24 protein-coding genes and 1 pseudogene are annotated in these 25,330 nt (G+C 72.4%); 10 read left to right on the plus strand and 15 right to left on the minus strand.

All coding sequences use genetic code 11. From position 1 onward, the window contains the following. Positions 1-3 precede the first annotated feature (3 nt). Positions 4-1,410, plus strand: a complete 1,407-nt coding sequence (locus ACFFHU_RS26180) for an acyl-CoA synthetase (RefSeq protein ID WP_377342922.1) — start codon at positions 4-6, stop codon at positions 1,408-1,410. A gap of 68 nt (positions 1,411-1,478) precedes the next feature. Then, a complete protein-coding gene (locus ACFFHU_RS26185; RefSeq protein WP_377342923.1) occupies positions 1,479-2,057 on the plus strand; it encodes a hypothetical protein in 579 nt (192 codons plus the stop codon). Between the two features lie 50 nt (positions 2,058-2,107). On the opposite strand, the gene ACFFHU_RS26190 is transcribed toward ACFFHU_RS26185, so the two are convergent. Next, the gene (locus ACFFHU_RS26190) at positions 2,108-2,854 is read right to left on the minus strand and encodes a DUF4386 domain-containing protein (protein WP_377342924.1); all 747 of its coding nucleotides are present in this window, start codon (positions 2,852-2,854) and stop codon (positions 2,108-2,110) included. Positions 2,855-2,983: 129 nt separating this feature from the next. Between ACFFHU_RS26190 and ACFFHU_RS26195 the strand changes: the two genes are divergently transcribed. Further along, entirely contained in the window at positions 2,984-3,448 is a 465-nt protein-coding gene (locus tag ACFFHU_RS26195; protein ID WP_377342926.1) for a hypothetical protein, read from the plus strand. Here the strand turns inward: ACFFHU_RS26195 and ACFFHU_RS26200 are convergent. Continuing rightward, a complete protein-coding gene (locus ACFFHU_RS26200; RefSeq protein WP_377342928.1) occupies positions 3,435-4,997 on the minus strand; it encodes an MprF family protein in 1,563 nt (520 codons plus the stop codon). The two genes, ACFFHU_RS26195 and ACFFHU_RS26200, sit on opposite strands and share 14 nt — an antisense overlap. A 128-nt stretch (positions 4,998-5,125) precedes the next feature. Here ACFFHU_RS26200 and ACFFHU_RS26205 point away from each other — a divergent pair, with 128 nt between their 5' ends. The 3 genes from ACFFHU_RS26205 to ACFFHU_RS26215 all read left to right on the plus strand — a co-directional run bounded on the left by ACFFHU_RS26205 (position 5,126) and on the right by ACFFHU_RS26215 (position 9,147). Beyond that, positions 5,126-6,370, plus strand: coding sequence for an epoxide hydrolase family protein (locus ACFFHU_RS26205; RefSeq protein ID WP_377342929.1), 1,245 nt, complete (start codon positions 5,126-5,128; stop codon positions 6,368-6,370). A gap of 253 nt (positions 6,371-6,623) precedes the next feature. Then, positions 6,624-7,184: a hypothetical protein gene (locus ACFFHU_RS26210; protein ID WP_377342930.1), complete on the plus strand. Its 561-nt coding sequence runs from the start codon at positions 6,624-6,626 to the stop codon at positions 7,182-7,184. Positions 7,185-7,611: 427 nt separating this feature from the next. Then, complete coding sequence (locus ACFFHU_RS26215; protein WP_377342932.1) at positions 7,612-9,147, plus strand: cellulase family glycosylhydrolase; 1,536 nt, start codon at positions 7,612-7,614, stop codon at positions 9,145-9,147. A gap of 92 nt (positions 9,148-9,239) precedes the next feature. Here ACFFHU_RS26215 and ACFFHU_RS26220 read toward each other — a convergent pair whose 3' ends face one another. The 4 genes from ACFFHU_RS26220 to fxsT all read right to left on the minus strand — a co-directional run bounded on the left by ACFFHU_RS26220 (position 9,240) and on the right by fxsT (position 14,121). Further along, positions 9,240-9,467, minus strand: a complete 228-nt coding sequence (locus ACFFHU_RS26220; protein ID WP_377342933.1) for a ferredoxin — start codon at positions 9,465-9,467, stop codon at positions 9,240-9,242. Then, complete coding sequence (locus ACFFHU_RS26225; RefSeq protein ID WP_377342934.1) at positions 9,464-10,693, minus strand: cytochrome P450; 1,230 nt, start codon at positions 10,691-10,693, stop codon at positions 9,464-9,466. Before ACFFHU_RS26225 ends, ACFFHU_RS26220 begins: the two co-directional genes overlap by 4 nt. 199 nt (positions 10,694-10,892) lie before the next feature. Continuing rightward, entirely contained in the window at positions 10,893-11,606 is a 714-nt protein-coding gene (locus tag ACFFHU_RS26230) for a hypothetical protein (RefSeq protein WP_377342935.1), read from the minus strand. Positions 11,607-11,643: 37 nt separating this feature from the next. Next, a complete protein-coding gene (fxsT, locus tag ACFFHU_RS26235; RefSeq protein ID WP_377342936.1) occupies positions 11,644-14,121 on the minus strand; it encodes an FxSxx-COOH system tetratricopeptide repeat protein in 2,478 nt (825 codons plus the stop codon). A 203-nt stretch (positions 14,122-14,324) separates the two neighbouring features. Between fxsT and ACFFHU_RS26240 the strand changes: the two genes are divergently transcribed. Next, complete coding sequence (locus ACFFHU_RS26240) at positions 14,325-14,660, plus strand: NIPSNAP family protein (RefSeq protein ID WP_377342937.1); 336 nt, start codon at positions 14,325-14,327, stop codon at positions 14,658-14,660. A 37-nt stretch (positions 14,661-14,697) separates the two neighbouring features. Here ACFFHU_RS26240 and ACFFHU_RS26245 read toward each other — a convergent pair whose 3' ends face one another. Continuing rightward, positions 14,698-15,453: an alpha/beta fold hydrolase gene (locus tag ACFFHU_RS26245; protein ID WP_377342938.1), complete on the minus strand. Its 756-nt coding sequence runs from the start codon at positions 15,451-15,453 to the stop codon at positions 14,698-14,700. Positions 15,454-15,679: 226 nt separating this feature from the next. Between ACFFHU_RS26245 and ACFFHU_RS26250 the strand changes: the two genes are divergently transcribed. Both ACFFHU_RS26250 and ACFFHU_RS26255 read left to right on the plus strand, forming a co-directional pair. Further along, complete coding sequence (locus ACFFHU_RS26250; RefSeq protein ID WP_377342940.1) at positions 15,680-16,636, plus strand: helix-turn-helix transcriptional regulator; 957 nt, start codon at positions 15,680-15,682, stop codon at positions 16,634-16,636. Between the two features lie 185 nt (positions 16,637-16,821). Then, complete coding sequence (locus tag ACFFHU_RS26255) at positions 16,822-17,340, plus strand: SRPBCC family protein (protein WP_377342941.1); 519 nt, start codon at positions 16,822-16,824, stop codon at positions 17,338-17,340. 112 nt (positions 17,341-17,452) lie between these two features. Here ACFFHU_RS26255 and ACFFHU_RS26260 read toward each other — a convergent pair whose 3' ends face one another. Further along, positions 17,453-18,511, minus strand: a complete 1,059-nt coding sequence (locus ACFFHU_RS26260; protein WP_377342942.1) for a hypothetical protein — start codon at positions 18,509-18,511, stop codon at positions 17,453-17,455. A gap of 12 nt (positions 18,512-18,523) precedes the next feature. Here ACFFHU_RS26260 and ACFFHU_RS26265 point away from each other — a divergent pair. Further along, positions 18,524-18,727 (plus strand): annotated as a pseudogene (locus tag ACFFHU_RS26265) (prolyl aminopeptidase); the annotation flags it as partial. A gap of 4 nt (positions 18,728-18,731) precedes the next feature. Here the strand turns inward: ACFFHU_RS26265 and ACFFHU_RS26270 are convergent. The 7 genes from ACFFHU_RS26270 to ACFFHU_RS26300 all read right to left on the minus strand — a co-directional run bounded on the left by ACFFHU_RS26270 (position 18,732) and on the right by ACFFHU_RS26300 (position 25,249). Next, positions 18,732-19,958, minus strand: a complete 1,227-nt coding sequence (locus ACFFHU_RS26270; RefSeq protein ID WP_377343493.1) for an RNA polymerase sigma factor — start codon at positions 19,956-19,958, stop codon at positions 18,732-18,734. Beyond that, positions 19,955-20,278: a YciI family protein gene (locus tag ACFFHU_RS26275; protein WP_377342943.1), complete on the minus strand. Its 324-nt coding sequence runs from the start codon at positions 20,276-20,278 to the stop codon at positions 19,955-19,957. Before ACFFHU_RS26275 ends, ACFFHU_RS26270 begins: the two co-directional genes overlap by 4 nt. Before the next feature lie 142 nt (positions 20,279-20,420). Further along, the gene (locus tag ACFFHU_RS26280) at positions 20,421-21,581 is read right to left on the minus strand and encodes a M20 family metallopeptidase (RefSeq protein WP_377342944.1); all 1,161 of its coding nucleotides are present in this window, start codon (positions 21,579-21,581) and stop codon (positions 20,421-20,423) included. Beyond that, a complete protein-coding gene (locus ACFFHU_RS26285) occupies positions 21,581-22,375 on the minus strand; it encodes an amino acid ABC transporter ATP-binding protein (protein ID WP_377342945.1) in 795 nt (264 codons plus the stop codon). The genes ACFFHU_RS26280 and ACFFHU_RS26285 overlap by 1 nt, the downstream gene beginning before the upstream one ends. Further along, positions 22,372-23,226, minus strand: coding sequence for an amino acid ABC transporter permease (locus ACFFHU_RS26290; protein WP_377342946.1), 855 nt, complete (start codon positions 23,224-23,226; stop codon positions 22,372-22,374). The genes ACFFHU_RS26285 and ACFFHU_RS26290 overlap by 4 nt, the downstream gene beginning before the upstream one ends. A gap of 103 nt (positions 23,227-23,329) precedes the next feature. After that, positions 23,330-24,274: a transporter substrate-binding domain-containing protein gene (locus ACFFHU_RS26295; protein WP_377342947.1), complete on the minus strand. Its 945-nt coding sequence runs from the start codon at positions 24,272-24,274 to the stop codon at positions 23,330-23,332. Between the two features lie 93 nt (positions 24,275-24,367). After that, positions 24,368-25,249, minus strand: coding sequence for a MurR/RpiR family transcriptional regulator (locus tag ACFFHU_RS26300; protein WP_377342948.1), 882 nt, complete (start codon positions 25,247-25,249; stop codon positions 24,368-24,370). Between the last annotated feature and the right edge of the window lie 81 nt (positions 25,250-25,330).

Raw genomic sequence — 25,330 nt, forward strand, 5'->3', positions numbered from 1 at the left:
CTGATGGGGCTGCTGGATTGGCGGTCCGGGTCGCCGGAGCGTCCCGACGCGATCAGGATCGACGATCGGGCCGTGTCCCGGGCGGAACTGCGCGCGCTCGCGGCCGCGGCGGCCGAGGACGTGCGCGGGCTGGACCGGGTCGCGGTGGAGGCGACGCCCAGCCTGGAGACCGTCGTCGCGGTGGTGGGCGCGCTGCTGGCCGGGACCGCGGTCGTACCGGTGCCGCCGGACGCCGGAACGGCCGAGCGTACGCACATCCTGCGCGACTCGGCGGCGGGCGCGGTGCTGGCGCCCTCCGCGTTGGCGCGCGGCGCCACCCCGGCCGGGCTGCCCGTCATTCCGGTCGACCTGACGCGACGCTCCGACGCCAACCCTCCGGAGCCCGACCCGGACGGCACGGCCCTGATCCTCTACACCAGCGGCACCACCGGCGCGCCGAAGGGAGCGGTGCTGTCCCGCCGGGCCGTCGCGGCCTGCCTGGACGGGCTCGCCGAGGCGTGGGAGTGGACACCGGACGACCTGGTCGTGCACGGCCTGCCGCTGTTTCACGTACACGGTCTGGTGCTCGGTGTGCTCGGGCCGCTGCGGGTGGGCAGCCGCCTGCACCACGTGGGTCGGCCGCTCCCGCGGCGGTACGCCGCTGCCGGCGGCTCGCTGTATTTCGGCGTACCCACGATCTGGTCGCGGATCGCGGCCGATCCCGCCGCGGCCCGGCCGCTGCGGGCGGCGCGGCTGCTGGTCTCGGGCAGCGCGGCGCTGCCGGCGACGGTCTTCGCCGACCTGGAAGGGCTCACCGGGCACCGGATCATCGAGCGGTACGGGATGACCGAAACGTTGATCACGGTGAGCGCCCGGGCGGCCGGACCTCGCCGGCCCGGTTCGGTCGGGCTGCCGTTGCCGGGGGTGCGGACCCGGCTGGTCGACGAGCGCGGGCAGCCGGCGCCCGCGGACGGGACGACGATCGGCGGGCTGGAGGTGTCCGGTCCGACCCTGTTCGACGGGTACCTGAACCGGCCCGACGCCGACGCTGCGACGCGGACCGCGGACGGCTGGTTCCGCACCGGGGACGCGGCCACGATCGGCCCGGACGGCTGGCATCGCATCGTCGGCCGGACGGCCGTGGACATCATCAAGAGCGGCGGCTACCGGATCGGCGCGGGGGAGGTGGAGGACGCGTTGCTGGCCCATCCCGGCGTCCGCGAGGCGGCGGTGGTCGGCACCGCGCACCCCGACCTCGGCCAGCAGGTGACGGCGTACGTGGTGGGCGACGGGGTCGACGAGGCGGAGCTGATCGACTTCGTGGCCCGGCACCTGTCGGCGCACAAGCGTCCCCGGCGGGTGCGGCTGGTCGACTCACTGCCCCGCAACGCGCTGGGCAAGGTGCAGAAGAGCCAGCTCGCGGCCGACTGATCCGGCCCTGTCGAAACGCTTGCCGAGCGCGCCTACCCTGCGGGCAGGGTTATCTCAAGGAGCTCGTGATGGACATGTCACAAGCGATCAACCTGTTGGCTCTGCTGGTTGCTCTGGCCGCCGTTGTCACCTCATCCCTGCTGACGTGGCGAGCGCTGCGCCTGAATGACAACGCCAACCATCTGCCCATCGTGCTCGACGCGTTGAAGGCTCAGCGGACCGCGGAGTTCACGCGCATGGAGGCGGAACTCTGGGCGGAGCTGCCCAGGCAGGACGTTCCACTGGGCTTCGCGAAGCTGCCCGAGCCCCTTCGCGGGCACGCCTTCGAGGTGGGTTGCTACTACCAGCATCTGGCCTGTCTCGCGGAGTACGGAGTTGCCGACTGGGACTTCATCGCGGTGCAGGTCACGTACCGGATGCTGCGGACCTGGGATTGCATCAGGCCGTACGTCAACGCGGAGCGGAAGAACCGCGGATCGGACAGCTCCTTCCTCAATTCCTACGAAAGGTTCGCCGAGAAGGCGCGGAGGACCGACGTCGATGCCGCTACCGAACGCCTGTACCGGCGGGGTGGGCGCGGCGGCCCTGCCCTGCGCGCCGCACCGATGCTCCGGCGCCGCCGTCAGCCCGTCACCGCGACCGAGTGAGCGGTGAGCGTGGCGATCCAGATCTTCGCCCGCCGCGGGCGCACCGACGATCAGACGGCGGCGGTCCGGGGATCCCCGGCACCGGCATGGACCAGGTCGGCCGTGATGGGCGAGGGCCGGAAGCCCTTGACGATCAGGTAGAGCCCCAGCGACAGTTCCCAGCCGGCGATGGGCACGGCCGCGAGCGCCGCCACGGGGGACAGGCGGTCCCAGAGCCCGAACGCGATCCCGGCGACGGAGACGACCAGGAGCGGCGCGCCGATCAGCCCCAGCACCGGAAGGAACCGCGGCACGAGCCGTGACTGGTACAGCAGGCTGCCCAGCAACAGGGCATTCACGGCGGGCAGGAGGCTCTGGCTGAGCAGGAAGACGGAATCGTAGAAGCCGACCAGTGCCCGGCCGATGTCGGTCCCCTCGGCGCCGACCGCGGACCGCCGTAGCGTCACCAGCGTCAGCAGGCTCGCCACGCCGACGAGAATTCCGGCGGCCTCCAGCACCCGGGAGGCGACGAAGCCCAGGGCGCGGCTCTCGCCCTGCCGTCTGACCACCGGATAGAGCACAACGGCGGTGCCGATGCACGCCAGAGCCACGATCATCTCGAGGACGCCGCCCAGCACGACCGGCCGGTCGCTGCCGGTGCTGGTGAGGTAGTCCGCGTCATGCACCGGGCCGTACAGGGTCAGGGTCGGGATGGAGACGAAGGTGAGCACGTAGAGGGCGCCCGCCGTCAGGGCGGTCCGGCGCAGCGGGCTCGACGGGGCCCGGTCCGGGGGTGTCGTTCGGTCGGTCGGCGTCATGACGTTCTCCTCAGCAGGACGTGGCGCGGGATGCGGCCGCGACATCCAGTGTCACGGCGTCCGCCAACCGGGGCGGGGGGCTACGATCCGAGGGAAAATCGTATCGATGCCTGTCGTTGGAGGACAGCTATGGTCATCACTGTGCGGCATGCCGCCATCGGGATCGGTGTGCTGGCGTCGGCCCTGGCGGCGACAGCCGCCGCCGTGCCGGCGGCCGCCGCCGGCACGGCGCCGGTGAGCGCGCCGGTCGTCGCCGGGCTCGCCATCACGCCGTCGATCACCACGGTCGGCACGACCGTCCGGATCGTCGGTACGGCGACCAACACGACGGCGAACCCCGTCCAGGCATCCCTGGGCATCGACAACTACGCGAGCCTGCACATCACCTCGGTCGCCGGCAGCCCCGGTTGCACTCCGCGCAACCTGACCCACCTGGTCTACTGCGGAGTCCAGTCGTTGGCGCCCGGATCGAGCGCCACCATCACCCTGACCATCACGCCGGCAACCACCGGCGCGTTCGACTTCCGGTCGTACGCGCGGATCACGTACACGACCGGCGACTCATTCGCGTACGGGACCCTCAGCGTGTCCTGATCCGGAGGGGGTGGAACTCGGTACGGTCGTCCCGGCCGGGCTCGGCGCCGAACTCGGCGGTCAGCGCGGCGACGGCGACCGGGATCAGCTCCCACCAGGAGCGCAGGCGCAGTTGGCGGGGGCGCCAGCCAGGGTGGAACTTGCTGGTGAACAGATACAGCGACCGCAGCTCGATCCACCGGTCCAGAGCGCGCAGGGGCAGTTGGAGGAGCCGCGCCCCACGAAGCTCCCCGCTGTAGACCCGGCGCATTCCGGCGAAGTTCAGCGTCACCTCGACCGCGCCGGCTTCCCGCGCGTGCTCGACCACCGCGATCACCATGCGCTCGACCACCCCGTTCGGGGCGTCGTGCCGGCGGGGCGCCACGTCGAGGCTGAGGATCCGGCCGCCCGCGGCGACCGGGAAGCGGGCGAACGCCACCGGCCGGCCCGCCGCGTCCCGGGCCACCGCATAGACCGTGTCGGCGCGTGGCGTGAGCATCGCGTCGAGGTTCATCGCGAACCCGCGCTCGCGCCGGCCGTGCAGCCAGTCCCGCAGCACCTCCCGCAGCGCGGGCACCAGCGCCGGATCCAGGGCGCCGACCTCGACGCGTACGCCGGCGTTGTCGGCCCGCCGGGCGGCTTGGCGCACGTTGCGCATCCGCCGGCTGGCCAGCGAAAAGGTGGACAGGTCCAGGACCGCCTCGTCCCCGATGTCGACGGCCCGGCGCACGCCCGCCCGGCGCCAGAGCTCCCCGATGGCCGCCGTGTCGGCGCCGAGCACGGCGGGTCGCCAGCCGTACCGCTCACAGAGCCGGACGAACGCGGCGATCGCCTCGGCCGGCGCGGGGCCGACCGGGTCGCCGCCGGCCAGGGCGACGCCGAAGCGGACCCGGTAGCCGATCGCGGTGTCGCCCCGGGGGTTGAACACGTAGGTGCGGTCCGCGCGGGTGACGAACGGGGCGAGGCTCCCGGCGACCGGGTTCTGGACCAGGTCGCGGACCCGGGCCCGGTCGGCCTCGTCGGACGGCGGTGGCGCCGGGGCCGCCGCCAGCGATAGCGCGAGCGCGGCCAGCAGCGCGACGAGGGCCAGCGGGACCAGCACCCGTCCCGGCCCTTCCGCACCCACCGGCGGGATGGGAAGGGCCGCCGAGGCGGCCCGGCCCAGCGACTCGCCGCGCCGCACCGAGGCCCAGACGCCGGCGAGGAGCACGACCACGTACGCGAGAACGGCGATTGTGGACGCGGCGCGTAACCGCCGTGTCTGCGCCCGCACGACGTAGCTGTCGCGGTCGGCCATCAGGATCACCGCGGCGGCGACCGGCAGCACCAGCCGCTGCCAGTGCACCGGGGGGAGCAGCGCCGCGACGGCGGCGAGGCCGAGGGTCGTCCGCAACGCGAGCCGCCGGCGTCCGACCAGCCCGTGCGCGAGCAGCAACAGCATGGCGACCAGCGGGATCCGGTCCAGCGCCGGCAACCCGCCGCCGGGGATCCACGCGTCGTCGGCGTGCCCGAGCGCCAGCGCGGTGAGCGTGAGGATGAGCGCCGCCGCCCATCCGCTCGCCCGTCTCACCTTTCCATCATCGTCCCGGCGGGCCGACATCTCGATATGCGATCGACCGCATTTGCGATCACCATCGGTGGCGGCGGTCACACCAGGCGGGCCCGACAGCGAGCCTACGGCCGGAGTACAACGGGCCTATGGAGCAGAGCCAGCCGACCCGGTCCGCCATCGAACCGACACCGATCCACGTACCCGACGAGGTGCTGGCCGATCTGCGTCGCCGGCTGCTGGCCACGAAATGGCCGCTGGACGCCGGCAATCAGGACGGCTACTACGGCGTGCGGCGCAGCTATCTGGAGGAGCTTGTCGCGTACTGGGCGGACGGCTTCGACTGGCGCGCCGCGGAGCGGGCGATCAACGGCTACCAGAACTACCGGGTCGACGTCGCCGGGGTGCCGGTGCATTTCCTGCGCCGGCCGGGCGTCGGCCCGAACCCGGTGCCGTTGATCCTCAGCCACGGCTGGCCGTGGACGTTCTGGCACTGGTCCAAGGTCATCGACCGGCTGGCCGATCCGGCCGCCTTCGGTGGCGACCCCGCGGACGCGTTCGAGGTGATCGTGCCGTCCCTGCCCGGGTTCGGATTCTCCACGCCACTGACCGCGCACCCCGACATGAACTTCTGGAAGATGGCCGACGTCTGGCACGAGCTGATGACCGGCGTGCTCGGCCACCGCCGGTATGCCGCCGCCGGCTGTGACGTGGGGGCGTTGGTCACCGGGCAGCTCGGGCACAAGTACGCCGACGAGCTGTACGCCATCCACATCGGGTCGGCCCTGAAGCTCACCCTCTTCAACGGCGACCTGGGCTGGAACATCTCCGGCGGCCAGTCCCTCCCGGGCGACCTGCCAAAAGAGATCCGCGCCCGGGCGATCGCCCTGCAGAAGCGGTTCGCCGTCCATCTGGCCGCGCAGATGCTGGAGCCCAGCACGCTGGCCTACGGGCTGGCCGACTCACCGGTGGGCATGCTCGCCTGGCTGCTCGGGCGCTGGGACAGCTGGTCGGACAACCACGGCGACGTCGAGTCGGTGTTCAGCAGGGACGACCTGCTCACGCACGCCACGATCTACTGGGCCGGCAACGCCATCGACACCTCGGTCCGCACCTACGCCAACAACAACCGCTACCCCTGGACCCCCGTACACGAGCGCTGGCCGGTGGTCGAGGCGCCGACCGGCATCACGTTCGTGGGCTACGAGAACCCGGCCGGGGTGACGACCACCGAGCAGCGGCTCCGCAGCTTCCTCGACGGCGACCGGGCCGCCTGGTACCACCACGTCAACGTCACGGCCCACGACCACGGCGGGCACTTCATCCCGTGGGAGATCCCCGCGGAGTGGACCGACGATCTGCGCCGCACCCTGCGTCCGTACCGCCCGGCGTAGCTGCTCCGCGGCGTCTTGTCAGGACATGAACCAACGTCGGTACGTCAGGTGCCCGGCGAAGGTTAGCGTCACTCGGACCGCGCCGGCTTCCCGTGCCTGCTCGACCACCGCGATTGCAGGCCACCCGGAGGTCACTGGGCAGCTGACCGACGCCGGATCGGGACGGCCGACGAGGGCCGGGGTCGGCGCCCGGCCCTCGGATCCGCTAGGTTCCGGCGGCGAGATCGTCCTGGACAGCGAGGGGTGCACAGGGTTGGGCGAGACATCGATGGACGCCCGGCGGCCACAGCACGGGTTCGACCTGGTCGTCACTCCCGATGCCCGGTTCATGCGGCTGCTGCGCCATGATGCGCGGCGGCTCGGTCGGATGTTCATCTTCACCGGTCTGTTGCTGTCGATCACCAGTCTCGGCACCTTTCTGGGGGAGGGCGCCTGGTTTGTCGCCGGGCTGTTCGGGCTCCCGCTCGGGGTGGTGTGGTGCCTGGTGGGCCTGGTGAACGGCCCGCTGCATCTGCGCCGCAACCGCGAGGTACGGGCACCCGTGCGGTACGTCTTCGCCGCGGACGCCATCGAGTGGCACACCGCCTACGCCTCGCTGCGGCTGCCGTGGACGACGATCAGACACGTCAGCCGTTCGCCCTCCGCGTTCCGCCTCGACTGTGTCGACCGGCGCGAACCGCGGTACCTGTGCCGGTCGACGCTTACCCCGGAGCAGGACGCCCAGGTGACCGCGTACCTCGACGAGCGGATGACGGCACGGCTGGCCGCCAAGACTCCGGTACGGCCGCAGCCACCGCTCGGCGACGGCGGCTAGGCTCGGCCGCCGGGCCTTCTTCGTCCCGCCGCGGCGGGACCACCGTCCGGCCCGCGGACACTGCCGCCGGAGTCTTCCTGCGAACTGTCTCCGGGCCTTGTTGGCGCATGCATCGATGTCTATACTTTAGGCACTTCGAATCCGCCCGGGCCGGGCGTGCGACGGACTATCGAAGCGCTGCGACACTTATAGCTGACGATCGACCAATCGGTCGACCGTTCCGTTCGCATGGGCGCAGCCCGGCTGCCACCGCAGGTCGGTTCACCCGAAGGCTGGCGCCCGTACCGGCCGGTTCGACGGCGGGGACCCGCTGCGGCAACGCCGTGAGACTCGAAGAGAGGAAGAACCCGTGGGTTCAAGAGCAGGAAGGTTGGGGTCGGCAGTTCTCGCTGTCGTGCTGGCGTCCGCCGGAGTCGTTGCCGGCGTCATGCACACGGCCTCGGCCGACGCCACGGTCCAACTGAACGCCTCGCAGCTGGTCACCGACATGGGGGCGGGCTGGAACCTGGGCAACCAGCTGGAGGCCAACTCCAACGGCGTCCCCAGCGAGACGGCCTGGGGAAACCCGGTCATCACGCAGGCCCTCATCAACAAGGTGAAGGCGGCGGGATTCAAGACCATCCGCATCCCGGTGTCCTACCTGGGAAAGATCGGGCCCGGCCCGAGCTACACGGTCGACGCCGCCTGGCTCAACCGGATCTCCGAGGTGGTCAACTACGCCTACAACCAGGGCATGTACGTGCTGATCAACATGCACGGTGACGGATACAAGACCGTATCCGGCTCCTGGCTGATCTGCGACTCGTCCGACCAGACCACCATCAGGAACAAGTACCAGAAGGTCTGGCAGCAGGTGGCCAGCAAGTTCTCCAGCTACAACGACCACCTGATCCTCGAGTCCATGAACGAGGAGTTCGACGGGCAGTACGGCACCCCGACGCAGCCGTGCTACCAGAACATCAACGCCTACAACCAGCTCTTCGTGAACACCGTGCGCCAGACCGGTGGGAACAACGCCTCGCGCTGGCTGCTCATCCCCGGCTGGAACACGAACATCGACTACACCGTCGGCAACTACGGCTTCGTGCTCCCGACCGACCAGTACCGGTCCTCCGCCATCCCCAGCAACGAACAACGGCTGATGATCTCCGTCCACTACTACGACCCGTGGGACTTCGCGGGCGATGAGAGCGGCACCATCACCCAGTGGGGGCCCAAGGCGACCAACCCGGCCAGGAAATCCACCTGGGGCCAGGAGGACTACATGGACGGGCAGCTGAAGAAGGTGCGCGACACCTTCGTGGCGCGCGGATACCCGGCGATCGTCGGCGAGTACGGATCGGTCGACAAGACCTCGGCCGACCCGACGAACAACACGTACCGCGCCGACTTCGCGCGCACCCTGGTGACCGACGCCAAGAAGTACGGAATCGCCACCGCCTACTGGGACAACGGCTACAACGGGGCGTACGGGCTCGGGCTGTTCGACCGCAGCTCCCTCACGGTCACCCAGCAGGGCATCATCGACGCCATCATGGCCGCCATCGGCGGCGGCGCGCCGCCCACGGCCACCGCGTCCCCGACCACCACCCCGCCGAGCAGCACGCCGCCGACCACCGGGCCGTCCACCACCCCGCCGACGACCACCCCGCCGCCGGGCGGCCGGGGCTGCACAGCGGCGTACACCGTGACCAACCAGTGGCAGGGCGGCTTCCAGGCCGAGGTACGGGTGACAGCCGGCAGCGCCGCGATCACCGGCTGGACGGTGAGCTGGACGTACGCCAACGGCCAGCAGGTGACGCAGGCGTGGAACGCCACGGTCACCTCCAGCGGCTCGGCCGTGACCGCCCGCAACGTCAGCTACAACGGGACGATCGCCGCCGGCGGCAGCACGACCTTCGGCTTCCTGGCATCGTCGACCGGCACCAACGGCACGCCGTCGGTGTCCTGCGCGGCCAGCTGAGCCGCGCCCGGCCGCACCGGCCGGGCTAGCGGGGCCGGGCGCCACGGGCGCCCGGCCCCGCTGCTTTCGCGCCCGCGCGCCGCGCGTCGCGGCTAACCCTCCGGCGCGATGAGCCGGTCGTCGGCCGAGTCCCGCACGGTGATGGCCTCCACCGGACACGACTCGGCGGCGTCGATGACCGGCTCGGTCGGGTCGACGACCTCGGCCAGCGGCGTGGAGAGCCCGTCGACCAGCCGGAAATGCTCCGGCGCGGTGCCGGCGCAGATGCCCGAACCGATGCAGCGGTGCGGGTCGACGCTGACCCGCCAGGCCGCGCTCACCAGGCCACCGGCATGGCGAGCAGGCCGCGTACCAGCATTCCCCGCTTCCACTCCAGCTCCGGTTCCGGTACGGCGAGCCGCAGCCCGGGCAGCCGGGTGACCAGGGTGCCGACGGCGACCTGCAACTCCATCCGGGCCAGCTGCGCGCCCACGCAGTGGTGCACGCCGTGCCCGAACCCCAGGTGCGGCTTCTGCTCCCGGCGCAGGTCGACGCGGTCCGGGTCGGGGAAGACCGTGCCGTCCCGGTTGGCCGAGGAGAGCGAGCCGACGACCGGCTCACCGGCCCGGACGAGCACCCCGCCGACCTCGACGTCCTCCTTGGCGTACCGGGCGAAGGACGAGCCGACGCCGAGCGGCACGTACCGCAGCAGCTCCTCCACGGCGGCCGGCACCAGCGCCGGGTCGGCCCGCAGCGCGGCCAGCTGGTCCGGGTTCTGCAGCAGCACGTACACGAAGTTGGGGATCTGGGTCACCGTGGTCTCGTGCCCGGCCGCGAGCAGGCCGGCGGCCAGCTCCACCAGCTCGGTCTCGCTGAGCCGGTCCTGGTTGTCGTCCCGGGCCTGGACCAGCGCGCCGAGCAGGTCGTCGATCCGCGGTTCCCGGCGGCGCTCGGCGACCAGCGCGCCGATGTAGCCCCACAGGCTGTTCAGGTACTCCTGGATCGTCTCCGGCGGCAGCGAGGTGGTCGAGACGATCGCCTCCGACCAGACGTGGAACCGGTCGCGGTCGGCGAACGGGACGCCGAGCAGCTCGCAGATGACCTGGATCGGCAGCGGGGTGGCGAAGTGCTCCACCAGGTCGGCCGGCGGCCCGAGCCTGACCATGTCGTCGACCAGCCCGTCGGCGATCTCCTGGGCGCGGGGCCGCAGGTCCTCCACCCGGCGGGCCGTGAACGCCTTCGCCACCAGCCGGCGCAGCCGGGTGTGGTCGGGCGGGTCCATGATCAGCATGCCGCTGTCCTGCTGACGCGGGGTCAGCCGCGGCTCGTCGCGGTGCACCGCCGGGGCGCGGCCGAATCGCGCGTCGCCGAGGACGGTACGCACGTCCTCGTACCGGGTGGCGAGCCAGGCCTCCTCGCCGTACGGGAGCTGCACCCGGGTCATCGGCTCCTTCTCGCGCAGCTCGGCGTACGTGGGATCGACATTGAGCCGATCCGCTGTGCTGAACGGGTACGACCGGGCGGGTGGGACGGTTCGACCCTGGGTGACCTGTGCGCTTCCCGTCATTACGGATTCCCTCCGTCGGAACAGCATGATCCTGCGCTCGTGGCACGGCGCGATCCGGCCGGACCGACCGGGAATCGACCACCGGTCATGCCACGACTGCGGATGGTAGTCAAAAATATCGACAAGCACCACCGCCTGGGAGGGGCCGCTCGCCCGATCTCCGTATGGCGTCGACGAGGGGCCGACCGTGCCGGAGAACTCAGCCGGCGAGGGCCCGCGAGATGGTCGAGGTCAGGCTGTCGAACCAGGCGACGACGAGCGCGGTTTCCGCCGGGCCGCTGTGCGGCTGGCGCAGGCAGGAGCAGAGTTCGGCCTGGATCGCGGGGACGCCGTGGTCGAGCAGCACGTTGGTCAGGCGTTCCGGTCCGCGTGCCCCGAAGCGCCGGTTCCGGGTCACCGGGAGGCCGAGGCGGTCGCCGCACTCGATCGCGGCGTCGGCGATGAGACGGGACGCCGCCGAGGGCTCCCGCCCGGTGCCGATGTCGACGGCCGAGACGCCGTCGCACGACATGCCGTGCAGGTCGATGCTGGGCCGGCCATCGGCGATCGCTCTGGCCACCATCGCCGAGTGTCGCTGGCGCTGGTGCTCCGGGCCGCGCAGCCGTCCGGTGCTGATGATCCCCAGAATGTCGGCGCGAGGCGCCACCAGCTCAACCAGGGCGCCGGTGCCCCGGTCGGCCAGCTTCTCCCGGCCGTACGCGTCGAAGTGGTTGATCGCGTGCTGGGCCAGGACGGTGATCCGGGCGGTCCGCGTCGGCTGCGCGATCAGGATCTCGTCCGGGTTGGCCGATCGCTGCGCGTACTCATGGACGCGGTACTCGTCCTCGATGCGCAGCAGGTTCGCATCGATGTCCGCGGTCGCCGCCCGGCCCGCGGTTGCGCCGAAGACGTGAGCGGGATTCCCGGGCGGCATGGGACGGCGTCGACCTCCAAAGGCGAGTTCACCGAACCTATCCCACCGGGTCGGATCGCCCCGCCATCAGCGGATCATTGTACGGCGGGGCTTGCGCCACGGGTCCGAGGGACCGACGCCAGGCGCGGACCCGGGCATCGTCCACGCCATAGGCCGCCTCGCCGATGCGGACGGCCTCCTCGAAGTGCCTTCGCGCGCCCGCCTGGTCGCCGAGATCCCGCAGCACGCCGCCCAGACCGCTGTGCCGGGCGGCGAGCCGCGGGTGGTCCGGACCGAGGGCCTTCGCGCTGATCCGCAGCGCCTCCTCGAACTGCGCCCGCGCCCCGGCCAGATCGCCCATCTCGTGCAACACCGCCCCGAGACCACTACGCCGGACTCCGAGGGAGGGGTGGTCCGGCCCGAGCGCGACTTCGCTGATCCGCAAACCCTGCTCGATCTGCTCCTTCGCCCCGGCAAGGTCCCCCAACATCCGCAGCACCCGGGCCAGCGTGCCGCGCCGGACGCCGATGGTGGGATCGTCCGGCCCGAGCGCCCGCTCGCTGATCCGCAGTGCCAGTTCCAGCTGGGTGCGCGCCCCGGTCAGGTCGCCGCTGTCCCGCAGCACCCGGCCGAGGTTGCTGCGCCAGATGCCGACGTCGGGATGGCCCGGCCCAAGCGTCGACTCGCTGATCGACAGCGCCTGCTCGAACTGTCGCCGTGCCGCGTCCGAGTCTCCCAGCGCGTGCAGCGCCAGACCAAGGTTGTTGTGGCACCAGGCGGTATCGGAACTCGCCGCGCCGGCTTCCGTCGACGTGACGGTGAGCGCCCGTTGTGCGATCGGGATGGCCGCCCGGTACTGCCCGCGCTTCCGCAGGTAGGTCGAGGCGCGATCCAGGAGCCAGCCGGTGGTCGCGGCGCAGACGCCGAGCCGTTCGGCGTGCGCGGTGACCGTGAGCAGGTGTGGGAGCAGCCGCTCGCATTCTGGCCAGCTCCGCACCTCCCAGCTCTCCTCCGGGAATGCCGCCCGGACGAATTCGACGGCCGCCGCGGCCCACCACCGCTCGTCCGCCGGCGGTAGCCGGGCCTGAACGACCGCCTGCACCAGCCGGTGCATCGCCACCGCGTCCGTCGTCAGCGTGACCAGCGAGTACCGGCCGATCACCCCGAGCAGGCGGACGTACTCAACGCGGTCCTCGACCACCGACCTGAGCGCTGGTGGAAGCGCGTCGGTCCGCTCGCCCAACAGGCCGCGTGGCACCTCCGGCGCCAGGAACGCCAGCATGGTCAGCAGCGGGACGGCGGCCGGCGCGTGGCTGCGTACCCGCTGCAGCGACAGCGTCCAGACCGTGGCCACGCTGCGCCGGTCCGGCACGGTGTCGGTGTCGGTTTCGGCGTCGGCCAGGTGGAACAGTCGCCTGCCGTGCTCGCGGACCAGCCGCAGGTAGTCGTTCAGGTCCTCGCTGGTCTCCTGCAGAAACGCGCCGGCCTCGTCGAGCGCCAGCGGAAGATCACCGAGCAACTCCGCGAGCTCACCGAGCGAGGTGGCATCGGTATGACCGGTCCGTCGGATCAGGAACCGCACCGACTCCGTCCGAGACCAGGCGGCCATCGCCAGCGTGCTCACCCGCCCCGCGCCGGCCGCCTGTCGCGAGGTCAGGAGTAGGTGCCCGGCTCCGCCGGCGGGCAGCAGTTTGCGCAACTGGTCGAGATCCTCGACGTTGTCGTAGATCAACAGCCAGCGGTCGCGGTCTCGCAGGTGGTCCAGCAGCGGGTCGACGATCCCGTCGTCGGTGCGGGCGATGCCCAGCCGGCCGGCGAGCTTCTCGAGTTGGCTCGCCACCGCCGCCGGCTGGTCGGCGGTGATCCACCAAATCACATCGTAGTTCTGGGCGAACCGGTGCGCGTACTCCACGGCGACCGCCGTTTTGCCTACTCCGCCAAGGCCGTGCACCATGACGGTGGACAAGCCGGCCACGCTGTGCAGCGCATCGTGAATCCGTCGTACGACGTCGTCTCGGCCGGTGAAGATGCGGTCCCGCGCCGGCAGGTTGGTCACGGTGTGACCGGCGCCGGGGAACCAGGCCGACGACCTGCCCGGGAAGATCGAGGTTGTGGGACGGACCGGATCGGGCCCAGCTGCGGCCAGCAAGCGCGCTCGCGCCTCGGTCTCGTCCACATCGGTCAGATCCACGTACACCAACGACGCGAGCATTCCCGGCGGCGCGCACTCCCGGACCCGCACGGGCAACAGCAGCCGGCGCTCGCCGGTGGGATCCTTGACGAACGCCGCCCGCCACTCGGCCTCGGCGAATCCGGAGGCGAAGTACGCCGGCGACAGGACGGCGACCGTGCGGCGGGCGTTCATCGACGCGCGCTGCATCTCATGTACGAAGTCCGTGCCGGGGCGGATGTCCCACGCCTGAATCACCGTCGTGTAGCCGGCCCGTTCCAGCTCCACCGCGATCCACTCGGCCCACTCCCGGTCCGACTGCGTGTAGCTGATGAAGAAGTCCGGCCGGGTCGGCTCCTCCGTCATCCGGACCTCCCAGCGCTGTCGGGATCGACACCACGGTATGACACCGGCACCAATGCGATAAGCAGGCGAGGGTGGCAGCGAGGGGGTCAAGGTGGCTGACCGTCCGCACGGGCCGCCACCGCCGGGAGCCGGGCACTACGCTGTGCCGCCGGAGGCCGCGGTACCGCCCGGCACGCAGCACCGGCAGGAAGGTGGTTACCCCGGTGATTCTGGAGATCCGCACGTACCGGCTGAAGCCCGGCACCCGCGACGAGTTCGTCCGGGTCATGCGGGAGGAGTCCCTGCCGCTGCTGGCTGCGGCCGGAATCCGGGTGGTGGACTGCGGCGCCTCGCTGGTCGCCGAGGACGGGAACGAGGAGGCCTACCTGATCCGCGCGTTCCCGTCCCTCGCGGCGCACCGGGAGCAGGAGGACAGGTTCTACGGCAGCGACGCCTGGCGGGACGGCCCCCGATCGGCGATCCTGTCGCGGATCGAGAGCTATCACACGGTCGTCATCGAGGTCTCGGAACAGGCCGTGCAGGCGCTCCAGCACGGCTGACGACCCGGCCCACCGCGCCGGGTGTGCGGAGGGTCGATCAGATGCCGGCCGGCGAGGGCGCGCCGTCGGCCACCGTGGACAGCAGATCCGCCAGGTCGGCCGGGCGGGAGAGCATCGGCCAGTGGCCCGTCGGCAGGTGGTGCACCGGCGCCCCGGCCATCAGGGCGAACACCGGGTGGCCGCCGTCGGCCAGCTGCCGCACCACGTCGGGCCGGAACGTGCACGCGACCACCGAGACCGGCACCTCGGGCAGGTCCGCGGGCCGGCGTACCGGTTGGGTGGCGGTGCCGAACGGCTGCGGGGTTCCCCGCTCGCGCAACAGGGCGCGCTGCGCCTCGCTCAGACCGGCCAGGTTGGGGTCGTCCGGGTCGTCGAAGGGCGGCACCGGGATGCGCCAACCGTCCCCGTCCGCCCGGACCAGCCGCTCGACCTCGTCGCGGGCGCCCGGATCGAAGTCGATCTGGGCCATGCCGTCCGGCATTGGGCCGCCCTCGACGTAGACCACCCGGGCCAGCCGGTCCGGGATCCGGTCGGTGGCCATGGTGACCGGCACGTTGGCGCCGCTGTGCGCGACGAGCACCACGTTCCGCAGCGCGTTGTCCTCGATCACCCGGATGACATCCCCGACGTGCGTGTCCACGTCGACCTCGGGCGTCGCCTCGCCGGCCCGCTCCGCGAGGCCGGTGAGGGTCACCGGAAACACCCGGTGGCCGGCCGCGCGCAGCCGGCCGGCCACCTCCGCCCAGGCCCACGCGCCGAGCCAGAATCCCGGGACCAGCACCAGATCCGCCATGACAATTCCCCTCGTCGTCCTCCGGCCGGCGGAGCGCCGGCCGACGCTGCTACCGTACGGGTAATACCGGACCGAACCCGCCCTGATTCGACGCCGGATCCGACCGGCCCCGGCCCCGCCCGCCGGTCCGGCCGGCCGGCCGGGCGGGCGCGATTCGGTACGGCTCGCCGGGCACGGCGGCGAGCGGGCAGGCACGGGCACGGCGGCGAGCGGACGAGGTGGGAACGTGACGCACCCGACCACGAGGGTCCTGGCCATGCTGGAGCTGCTCCAGGCCAACCAGCGGCTCGGCGGGGCCGCGCTCGCCCAACACCTGGGCGTGGACATCCGCACGGTCCGCCGCTACGCGACCCGGCTGGCCGACCTGGGCATCCCGGTCGTCGCCGAACGCGGCCGCTACGGCGCGTACCGGCTGATGCCCGGATACAAGCTGCCGCCGCTGATGTTCACCGACGACGAGGCGGTCGCCGTGCTGCTGGGGCTGCAGGTCGGGCACCGCCTGGGCGTACCGGCCAGCGCGGCCGAGAGCGCGCTGGCCAAGGTGCGCCGCGTCCTGCCGGCGGCGCTGCGGGACCGGGTGGAGGCCCTGCAGGAGACGCTGGAGTTCACCGCGTCGGCGCGGCACGGCGCCGCACCGGCCGCCGACGTCGTGCTCACCCTCGCCGCGGCGGCCCGCGACCGCCGCCGGGTACGGCTGGCGTACCGCTCGTGGCGCGGCGCCGACACCGAACGGGAACTCGACCCGTACGGGCTGGTGTTGCATGCCGGCCGCTGGTACCTGACCGGGCTCGACCACCGCAGCGGTCAGGTGCGCACCTTCCGCGTCGACCGGGTCTTGGAGGTGACCGCCGCGGTGGACACCTTCGAGCCGCCGGAGGGGCACGAACCGGCCCGGCATGTCGTCCGGGCGCTGGCCTCGGTGCCGTACGCGCATCCGGTGGCGGTCGAGCTACACTGCTCCCTCGACGAGGCGCGCGGGCGCATCCCGGCCAGTGTGGCCACGCTGACCGGCACGGCCGATGGCGTGCTGATGAGCACCAGCGCTGAGCGGCTGGACGGCATGGCCCGGATGCTGGCCGGTCTGGGTGTGCCGTTCACCATCCGCCACCCGGCCGCGCTGCGGGACGCCGTCCGCGATCTGGCCGCCAGCCTGGCCCGCTACGCGGAGAACGCGCCCGGGTAGCACGCGGGGCTGTCCGTCCCCGATCGCCCGTCGCCGACCCTCGCGCACGGTCGGTGGCGCGGTCCATTCCATGGACGCCCTGTCGGATACGGCGGGGTTGGCGGCGCAGCGGGTCGGATCATGTCGGTCCTCATTGCGATGATGAACCAGAACGTCGACGCGTGCCGGAGACAGGGAGCAAACGGATGACTGCCAACGAACAGGCCCACCCCCGCGCCCTGGGCAGCCTGCGCTCAGCGGACGGCATGGGCATCGTGCGGATCGAACACCGCTTCGGCACGACCGTCGACGATCTCTGGTCGGCGCTCACCGACCCGGAGCGGCTGGCCCGCTGGCTGGGCGAGTTCGACGGCGACCTCCGCCTCGGCGGGACCTACCAGTCGCGCTTCTTTTCCAGTGGGGCAGCGGCGACCGGGCGGGTGGAAGCATGCGAGGCGCCCCGCCATCTCAGGGTGCGGACCAAGGGCGAGCATGCGGCCAACGAGCAGACACTCGAGGTCACCCTGACCGCCGATGGCGCCGGGACGGTCCTCGTGGTCGAGCAGCGCGGCCTTCGCCTGGACTGGCTCGCGGCCTTCGCCGCGGGCCTCCAGATCCATGTCGAGGACCTCGCCGCCCACATCGACGGCGGTGAGCGCTGCGACTCCGACGCCCGGATGGAGGAGCTGATGCCGGCCTACGCGGGCGTCGCGGTCGACGGATAGCGCCGCGATGACAACAGCGCCGTGATGACGGCCGATCGCCACCGCGCGGGTTGCCGGCGGGTCGTGCCGGCGCCGGATTCCGTCGTCCGCAACGGGTTGGCACCCCCGGTGGTCAAACCAGCCGGGGCTTGACGGCGAGCCACCGCCGCAACCGCTCGGCCAGCTCCTGATCGTGCACGTGGTCCAGGTGCGATTCGGCGCCGGTGACGAGGTTCCTGGCCTGCCGGGACTGCAGGAGCTGCTCTCGGCCGAGCCGGCGCAGGTCACGCTGGTCGTCCAGCAGCGCCACCCGGTCGGGGCCGACTGGGATGGCGGCCAGGCAGTCCGCCACCACCTCGTCGGCCGAGGGCAACAGCCCGACCAGGTACGGCGCCGTGGTCCGGATGCCGGCCACGAGGTAGGCGATCCGCAGCGCACTCTCCGAGCGGGTGAAGGCCCCGCGGGCGTACGCCTGGCGCAGCAGCCACAGCTTCAGCGTCACCCACTCCGGCCGCTCGCCGGGACGGTCGCCGAGCCTGCCGTCGACGACCAGCAGCAGGAACAGCCACCAGTTCGGGTCACGGGTGTCGGGGCGTCGCCGGTCCAGCCAGGCGACCCGGTCAGCATCGCCGAGCCGCACCAGGTGGGCCAGCCCGTCCGTGACCGCCCGCCGTCGCCCGCTCAACTGGCCGGCCGCCACCTGCTCCGGCGGCCAGGGCGCCTCGATCGACCACACGTCGCCGGCGGCCAGGCGACCCTCCCAGCCCGAGGTCGCGACGGTTACCGCCGTCTGCGAGTCGGCCAACCAGAACCGGCGGTGGTCGCCACCGTCGGCCGCCGTGGTGATGTCCCGCAGCCGGTAGCCGTACCGGGACAGCCGCTCCCGCAACCGGTCGAACGGCAACCGGTCACCGAACTGGCCGTACCGGTCGAGCAGGGGACCGGCGATGCCCACCCATGGCAGGCGGTGCGCCGCCACGGTGAACCCGGCGGCCCGCCACTCCGGCGTCCCTTTTGGACGGGACCAGAAGAACTCGACCAGCCCATAGTCGCGCCGCAGCCGCGTACCGGCGGCGTCGTCCACGAAGTCCTCCCCGAGGACCCGGGTGACCTGCTCCGGTGAGTCGGCCAAGCCGACGCCGAGCACCGCGCCGGTCACCACCACATCGACGAAGAACTCCAGCCCGGCCACGCCGGCAACCCTATGGGGGACCGCAGCGGGCTGCTGGACATCGGCGCCGGCCAGCAGGGTGTGGTGGGAGGAGTGCGGCAACCCCGACGGCACACCGGTGCTGGTGGTGCGCGGCGGACCTGGGGCGGCTTCGTGCCGGACCACCGTCGTGCCTACGACCCGCCCGCGTACCGGGTCGTCCTGTTCGACCAGCGCGGCTGCGGGCGCAGTGACCCGGTATTCAGCGCAGCTGGTCGCGGCGGCGGATCAGGTAGGCGGTCTCGGCCGTGTTGCCGGCCAGCTCGATCGCCCGGTCGTAGGCCGCGCGGGCCTCATGGCCCCGACCGAGCCGGCGCAACAGGTCGGCCCGGGTGGCGTGGTAGGCGTGGTAGCCGGCCAGCCGGGGCTCGAGCCGGTCGACGGTTGCGAGCGCCACCTGCGGTCCGTCCAGCTCGGCCACCGCGATGGCCCGGTTGAGGGCGACGATCGGGGAGGGGTCGAGGCGGATGAACTGGTCGTAGAGGGCGAGGATCTGCGACCAGTCGGTGTACCGGATGTCGGGGGCGGAGGTGTGCACGGCGTTGATGGCCGCGAGGATCTGGTATCGGCCCGGGGCCACCCCGGCGGCCAGCCGCTCGCGTACCAGCCGGTGGCCCTCGGCGATCAGCCCCGTGTCCCAGGCCCCCCGGTCCTGCTCGTCGAGGGCCACCAGTTCGCCGCCGGCCGACACCCGGGCGGCCCGGCGGGCCTCGATGAGCAGCATCAGCGCCAGCAGCCCGGCCACCTCGCCGTCCGCCGGCAGCAGCGCACGGACCAGGCGGGTGAGCCGGATCGCCTCGGCGGTCAGCTCGTGGCGCACCGGATCGGTGCCGGGCCCGGTGGCCAGGTAGCCCTCGTTGAACACCAGGTAGAGCACGGCGAGCACGCCGGGGAGGCGTACCGGAAGGTCCTCGGCCGACGGCACCCGGTAGGGGATGCGAGCCGCCCTGATCTTGGCCTTTGCGCGGGTGATCCGCTGCTCCATGGCGCCCTCGGCCACCAGGAAGGCGCGGGCGATCTCGGGCACGGTCAGGCCGCCGACCATGCGCAGCGTCAGCGCCACCCGGGTCTGCGGCGCGAGCGCCGGGTGGCAGCAGGTGAAGATCAGCCGGAGCCGGTCGTCGTCCACGGCGCCGGCCGGCGCCGGCGGGCTGCTGTCGTGCAACATCTGCGCCTCCCGGTGCCGGTCGTCCCGCTTGTTCTCCCGCCGGATCCGGTCGATGGCCTTGCGGCTGGCGGTGGTGGTGAGCCAGGCGCCGGGGTTCGGCGGCACGCCGTCGGCCCGCCACCGCTGCACCGCGGTGGCGAACGCCTCGGCGGCCGCCTCCTCGGCGATGTCGAGGTCGCCGAACCGCCTGGTCAGCGCGGCCACCACCCGGGCCCACTCCGCCCGGTGGGCCCGGATGATCTCCTGCTCGACGTCGATCAGTGGAACGGCCGTACCTCGATCTTCCGGTCACAGACCTTCGACGCCTCGGTGGCGAGCCGGAGCGCCACGTCCAGGTCGGGCGCCTCCCAGATCCAGAGGCCGGCGAGGTATTCCTTGGACTCCACGAACGGCCCATCGGTGAGCACCGCCTGCTCACCCCGGTTGTCCACGACCGTGGCCGTGTCGGTGTCCGCGAGCCCACCGGCGAATACCCAGTGGCCCTCGGCGATCAGCCGTTCGTTGAACGCGCTGATGACCGGCTGCCGGTCGGTGCTGCCGGGATTGGCCTTGTCGTCGATCACGGAAACCAGATACCGCATAGGAAGATCATCTCCTCGGTGTCAAGCCGGCATGGCGGCCGGACCATCGGGTCGGTCCCACCACGGGTGTCTCGTGGCCGGCCTCATCCCTGCCACGAACACCATCGCCCCGATCCGACACCGCGGCGCGGATTTTTTCTCCTCAGCGCCGGGCGATCTCGTCGATCAGACCCGCCAGCAGCGCGACCCGGGGCACGACCGAGTCCAGATCGAGCCACTCGCCCGGGCTATGGTCGTCGCCGCCGATCGGGCCGAGCCCGTCGAGCACCGTCGCGCCGGCCTGCGCCAGCAGGTTCGCGTCCGCGCAGCCGCCGGTGGCGGTGTGCGAGACGGTGAGGCCGAGCTCCGCGCCGACCTTGGTGGCCAGCTCGGCCAGCCAGCGCTGCTCCGGGCCGGGCTCCCACGGCGGGGTGGGGGAGTGCACGGTCAGCTCGGCGCGTACCCCGGAGACGGCCGGCGCCGCGACCAGCCGGCGGATCGCGGCGAGCGCCGCGTCGTACTCGGCGGGCCGCCAGGCCCGCAGATCGACCAGCATCCGGGCGCGGTCGGCCACCACGTTGGGTCGGGCGCCGGATTCCAGCACCCCGACGTTGACCGTGACCCCGGGCCACCGGCCGTTCAGCGCGTCCAGCGCGACGGTCAGCCGGGCCGCCGCCAGCAGCGCGTTGGCGCCCCGCTCCGGCTCGATGCCGGCGTGCGCGGCGCGGCCCCGCAGCAGGATCTCCAGGTCGGCGACGCCCTTGCGGGCCGACACCAGGTCACCGTTGTCGCGGGCACACTCCAGGCAGAGGGCCACGTCGGTGGCCCCTGCGAGGGTACGCAGCACCGGGCGGCTGCCCGGCGAACCGATCTCCTCGTCCGGGGTGCAGACCAGCACCAGCTCGCCGTACTCCTCCCGGCCCAGCGCCGCCAGCGTCTCGACGGCCGCGAGCCCGGCGAGCAGGCCGCCCTTGTCGTCGCTGACGCCCGGGCCGTAGGCGCGCCCGTCCGCGACCTGAAACGGGCGGGTGGCCGCCGTGCCGGCCGGGAACACCGTGTCGAGGTGGCCCGCCAGCAGAATGCGGCCCCGCCCCCGCCCCCGGCGACGGGCGATCAGCACGTCGCCGAGCGGTACGCCAGCCGGGCCGCGCACCGGCTCCCGCTCGACCGCCAACCCGGCCGCGCCGCACCATTCGTGCACCAGGTCGGCGGCCCGGCGCAGCCCGTCCAGCTGGCCCGAGCCGGAATCGACCGCCACCAGCCGGGCGAGCCGGTCGTGGTAGGCCGAGAGGCGGTCCCCGGCCGCCGTGAGCAGCGGATCCATCAGAGCACCTTGTCCAGGAAGGCGCGGGTGCGCTCGTGCCGCGGCGCGCCGAGCACCTCGGCCGGGGGTCCGGACTCCACCACCACGCCGTCGTCGAGGAACGCGACGCTGTCGGCGACCTCGCGGGCGAAGCCCATCTCGTGCGTCACCACCACCATCGTCATGCCGTCCGCGGCCAGCCCCTTCATCACCGCCAGCACGTCCCCGACCAGCTCCGGGTCCAGCGCCGAGGTGGGCTCGTCGAAGAGCATCAGCTTGGGCCGCATGGCCAGCGCCCGGGCGATCGCCACCCGCTGCTGCTGCCCACCGGAGAGCTGACCCGGATAGCTGCGGGCCTTGTCGGCCAGCCCGACCCGCTCCAGCAGGCGCGCGGCCTCGGCCCGGGCCTGCTCGCGGGAGGTGCCGAGCACCCGCACCGGGGCCTCGATGATGTTGCCGAGCGCGGTGAGGTGCGGGAAGAGGTTGAACCGCTGGAACACCATGCCGATGTCCCGGCGCCGGCGGGCCACCTCGGCGGCCCTGAGCTCGTGCAGCCGCCGGGCCTGCCGGCGGTAGCCGACCAGGTCGCCGTCCACCCAGAGCTGGCCGCCGTCGATCCGTTCCAGGTGGTTGATGCAGCGCAGGAAGGTGGACTTGCCGGAGCCGGAGGGGCCGAGCAGGCAGCTCACCTCGCCGGGCGCCACGGTCAGGTCGATGCCCTTGAGCACCTCGACCGGGCCGAACCGCTTGCGCACGTCGGCGGCCCGCACCATCGGCCGGGTCTCCGTCGCCGTCGTGTCGTCGGTCAGGATCATCGGACGCCTCCCCGGGAGAAGCCGCGGCCGAACCGCCGCTCGATCAGCCACTGGCCGGCCGACAGCACGCTGACCAGGGCGAGATACCAGATCGCGGCGACCAGCAGCAGCGGGATCACCTTGTAGTTGTTCTGGTAGACCGTCTGCACGGCGGTCATCAGGTCGCGCCCGGCGATCACCGACACCAGGGCCGTCGACTTGAGCATGGTGATGGTCTCGTTGCCCATCGGCGGGATGATCACGCGCATCGCCTGCGGCAGCACCACCCGGCGCAGGGTGAGCGCGGGACCCATCCCGACGGCGGCGGCGGCCTCGGTCTGCCCGGGGTCGACGGCGAGGATGCCGCCCCGGATCACCTCGGCCGCGTACGCCATCTCGTTCAGCGACAGCGCCAGCACGGCCGCCACGGTGCCGGTCACCACCACGCTGGTCGGCCGGTCGAACAGTACGGTGCCGGTGAACGGCACGGTCAGCGAGATCCGCGGGAAGAGCGCGCCGAGGAAGCCGAAGAAGATGATCTGCACCAGCAGCGGCGTGCCGCGGAACACCCAGACGAACGCCCAGGACACGCCGCGCAGCACCGGATTCTCCGACAGCCGCATCACGGCCAGCAGGATGCCGCCGACGGTGCCGAGCACCATCGCCAGCAGCGTGAGCCACAGGGTGGTGACCACGCCGCGCAGCACGTAGTCCTTGAACAGGTAGCCGCCGACGGTGTGCGGCTCGAGGTTGGGGCTGGCGAACAGCGCCCGGAGGAAGAGGACCGCCAGGCCGAGCACGATCAGCGCGGTCAGCCAGCGTCCGTAGTGGCGGACCGGAACCACCCGTACGGTCTCGGTGTCGCTCGTCATGATGGGACCTCCTGCGGCGGTCGCCGGGCGTCGTGCGGACCCGCCCTCACGGAATCGACAGGGCGCCCGGCGACCGCGGTCTAGGGGAGTGGTGTTCCGCGGCTCAGTCGATGGCCTGGTCGATCGTGGCCTGCTTGACCGCGATGGGGTTCTGCTTCCAGTGCGCGAGGATCTTGCCGTAGGTCCCGTCGTCGATCAGGGACTGCACGGCCTTCTGGTACGCCTGCGCCAGCTCCGTGTTGGCCTTGAGGAAGCCGAAGCCGTTGGGGCTGGCGAGCCAGCCGTTCGGGGCGGCGGGGTCGTCCACCAGCTGGGCCTTGCCGGCGAGCGAGCCGGCGGTGTCGACCAGGTTCACCCGGGTGGCGGCCACGACCTCGACGTTGCCGGCGAGCATGGCCTGCACCGCCTGCGGGTTCTCCGGGTACTCCTTGACCTCGATGGCCCGGCCGGCGCAGTGGTCCGTGGAGTAGGCGGCCAGGTTCTTGGCCTGGTTGCTGGCCTTCTGGACGGCCACCTTGTGCCCGCAGAGGTCGGCGACGGTCTTGACGCCCAGCGGATTGCCGGTGCGGACCAGGAATCCGGTGCCGGAGGCGGAGTAGTCGACGAAGGTGGCGACCTGCTGGCGTTCCTTCTTGTCGGTGATGCCGCCGGCGATGGCCTCGTACTTGCCGGCCTGCAGACCCGGTACGAGGCCGTCGAAGGGCTGCTGGGTGAAGCGGGCCTTGAGCCCGAGCCGGGCGGAGGCGGCCTGGAACAGGTCGTAGTCCAGGCCCTTGAACTCGTCGTTGTGGCCCTCGGTCTTGAAGTCGATGAACGGCTGGTAGGGGGCGTTGGTGGCGACGGTCAGCGTGCCGCGGCCGCGCACGTCGGCCGGGACCTTGCCGGCCAGCGCGGCGTCGGTGTTGACCGCCCCGGCCCCGTCGACGGTGACCGTGACCTGCGGAGCCTCGTTGCCGGCGCCGCCTGCCGCGGTGCTGCCGCCGCAGGCGGCGCTCGCGGCGAGCAGGGCGGTGGCCGCGCCGACCAGGGCGAGGTGGGAGATGCGCATGGGGGTGTCCTTCCGGTGGCCAGAACGAACCAGCCCCCGGACTGTAACGCACGTTACTATTCCAGCGGTATTACAAATTTCTGTAACGTGAACTCAGGTGCCCCCGAAGGTCTGCTGAGCCGCCTCCATGGCCTTCAGCCGAGCGCCGGCGGCGGGTCCGAGGCGGTCGATCAGCGCGGCCACCACCGTCTCCACCAGGGCCAGCGCCGGCACGAAGCTGTCGTACGCCGAGGGCGACTCGACCCGGCTGGGCAGCACCACCTCGGCCAGCCCCGCGACCGGGGAGAGCCAGCGGTCGGTGAACAGCACCACCCGGGCCCCGCGGGAGGTCACCTCCCGGGCCAGGGCCAGGGTCGGCTCCTCGTACCGGCGGAAGTCGAACAGCGCGAACAGGTCGCGCCGGCCGACGTCGACCAGCATGTCGGTGCGCTCCACCGGGGTGGGCGGCAGCAGCCGGCTGCCGCCGCGGACCTGCATCAGGTGCAGCACCAGATAGTGCGCGAGCAGGTCGGAGAACCGGCCGCCGGCCGCGGTGACCCGCAGCTGCTGATCGGCCAGGAGCCGTACGGCCGCGTCCAGCTCGCCCTGCGGCAGTTCGGCCAGGGTCCCGGCGACCGCCTCCGGCAGCGTCGCCGCGGCCCGGGGGAGGGCGCCGGCCAGCGCCGACCCGGTGCGCTCGGCCGCCCGGTACGCCGACAGGGGCGAGGTCTCCCGCTCCGCCAACTCGTCCCGCAGGGCCTGCTGGAACTCCGGATAACCGCCGAAGCCCAGCCGGGCCAGGAACCGCAACACGGTGGGCCCGCTCACCTCGGCCCGCTCCGCGAGCGCGGCGACCGTGGCCAGCCCGGCGGCCGGGTACGCGGCGAGCAGTGCCCGGGCCACCCGCCGCTCGGCCGGGCTGCACTCGCCGAGCCGCCGCCGGATCAGCGCGGCGACGCCCACCGCGTGCGGTTCCTCCACCTCGGATGTCGACACGTGCCGAGCGTAGAGGCAGGCCCGTCGGCACACCCGCTGGCCGGGCGCGAAACGCGATCCCGCGCGCCGCGCCCGGCTTCC

This window comes from Plantactinospora siamensis (assembly GCF_042434095.1).
In the GTDB taxonomy this organism is placed as follows: Bacteria; Actinomycetota; Actinomycetes; order Mycobacteriales; family Micromonosporaceae; genus KBS50.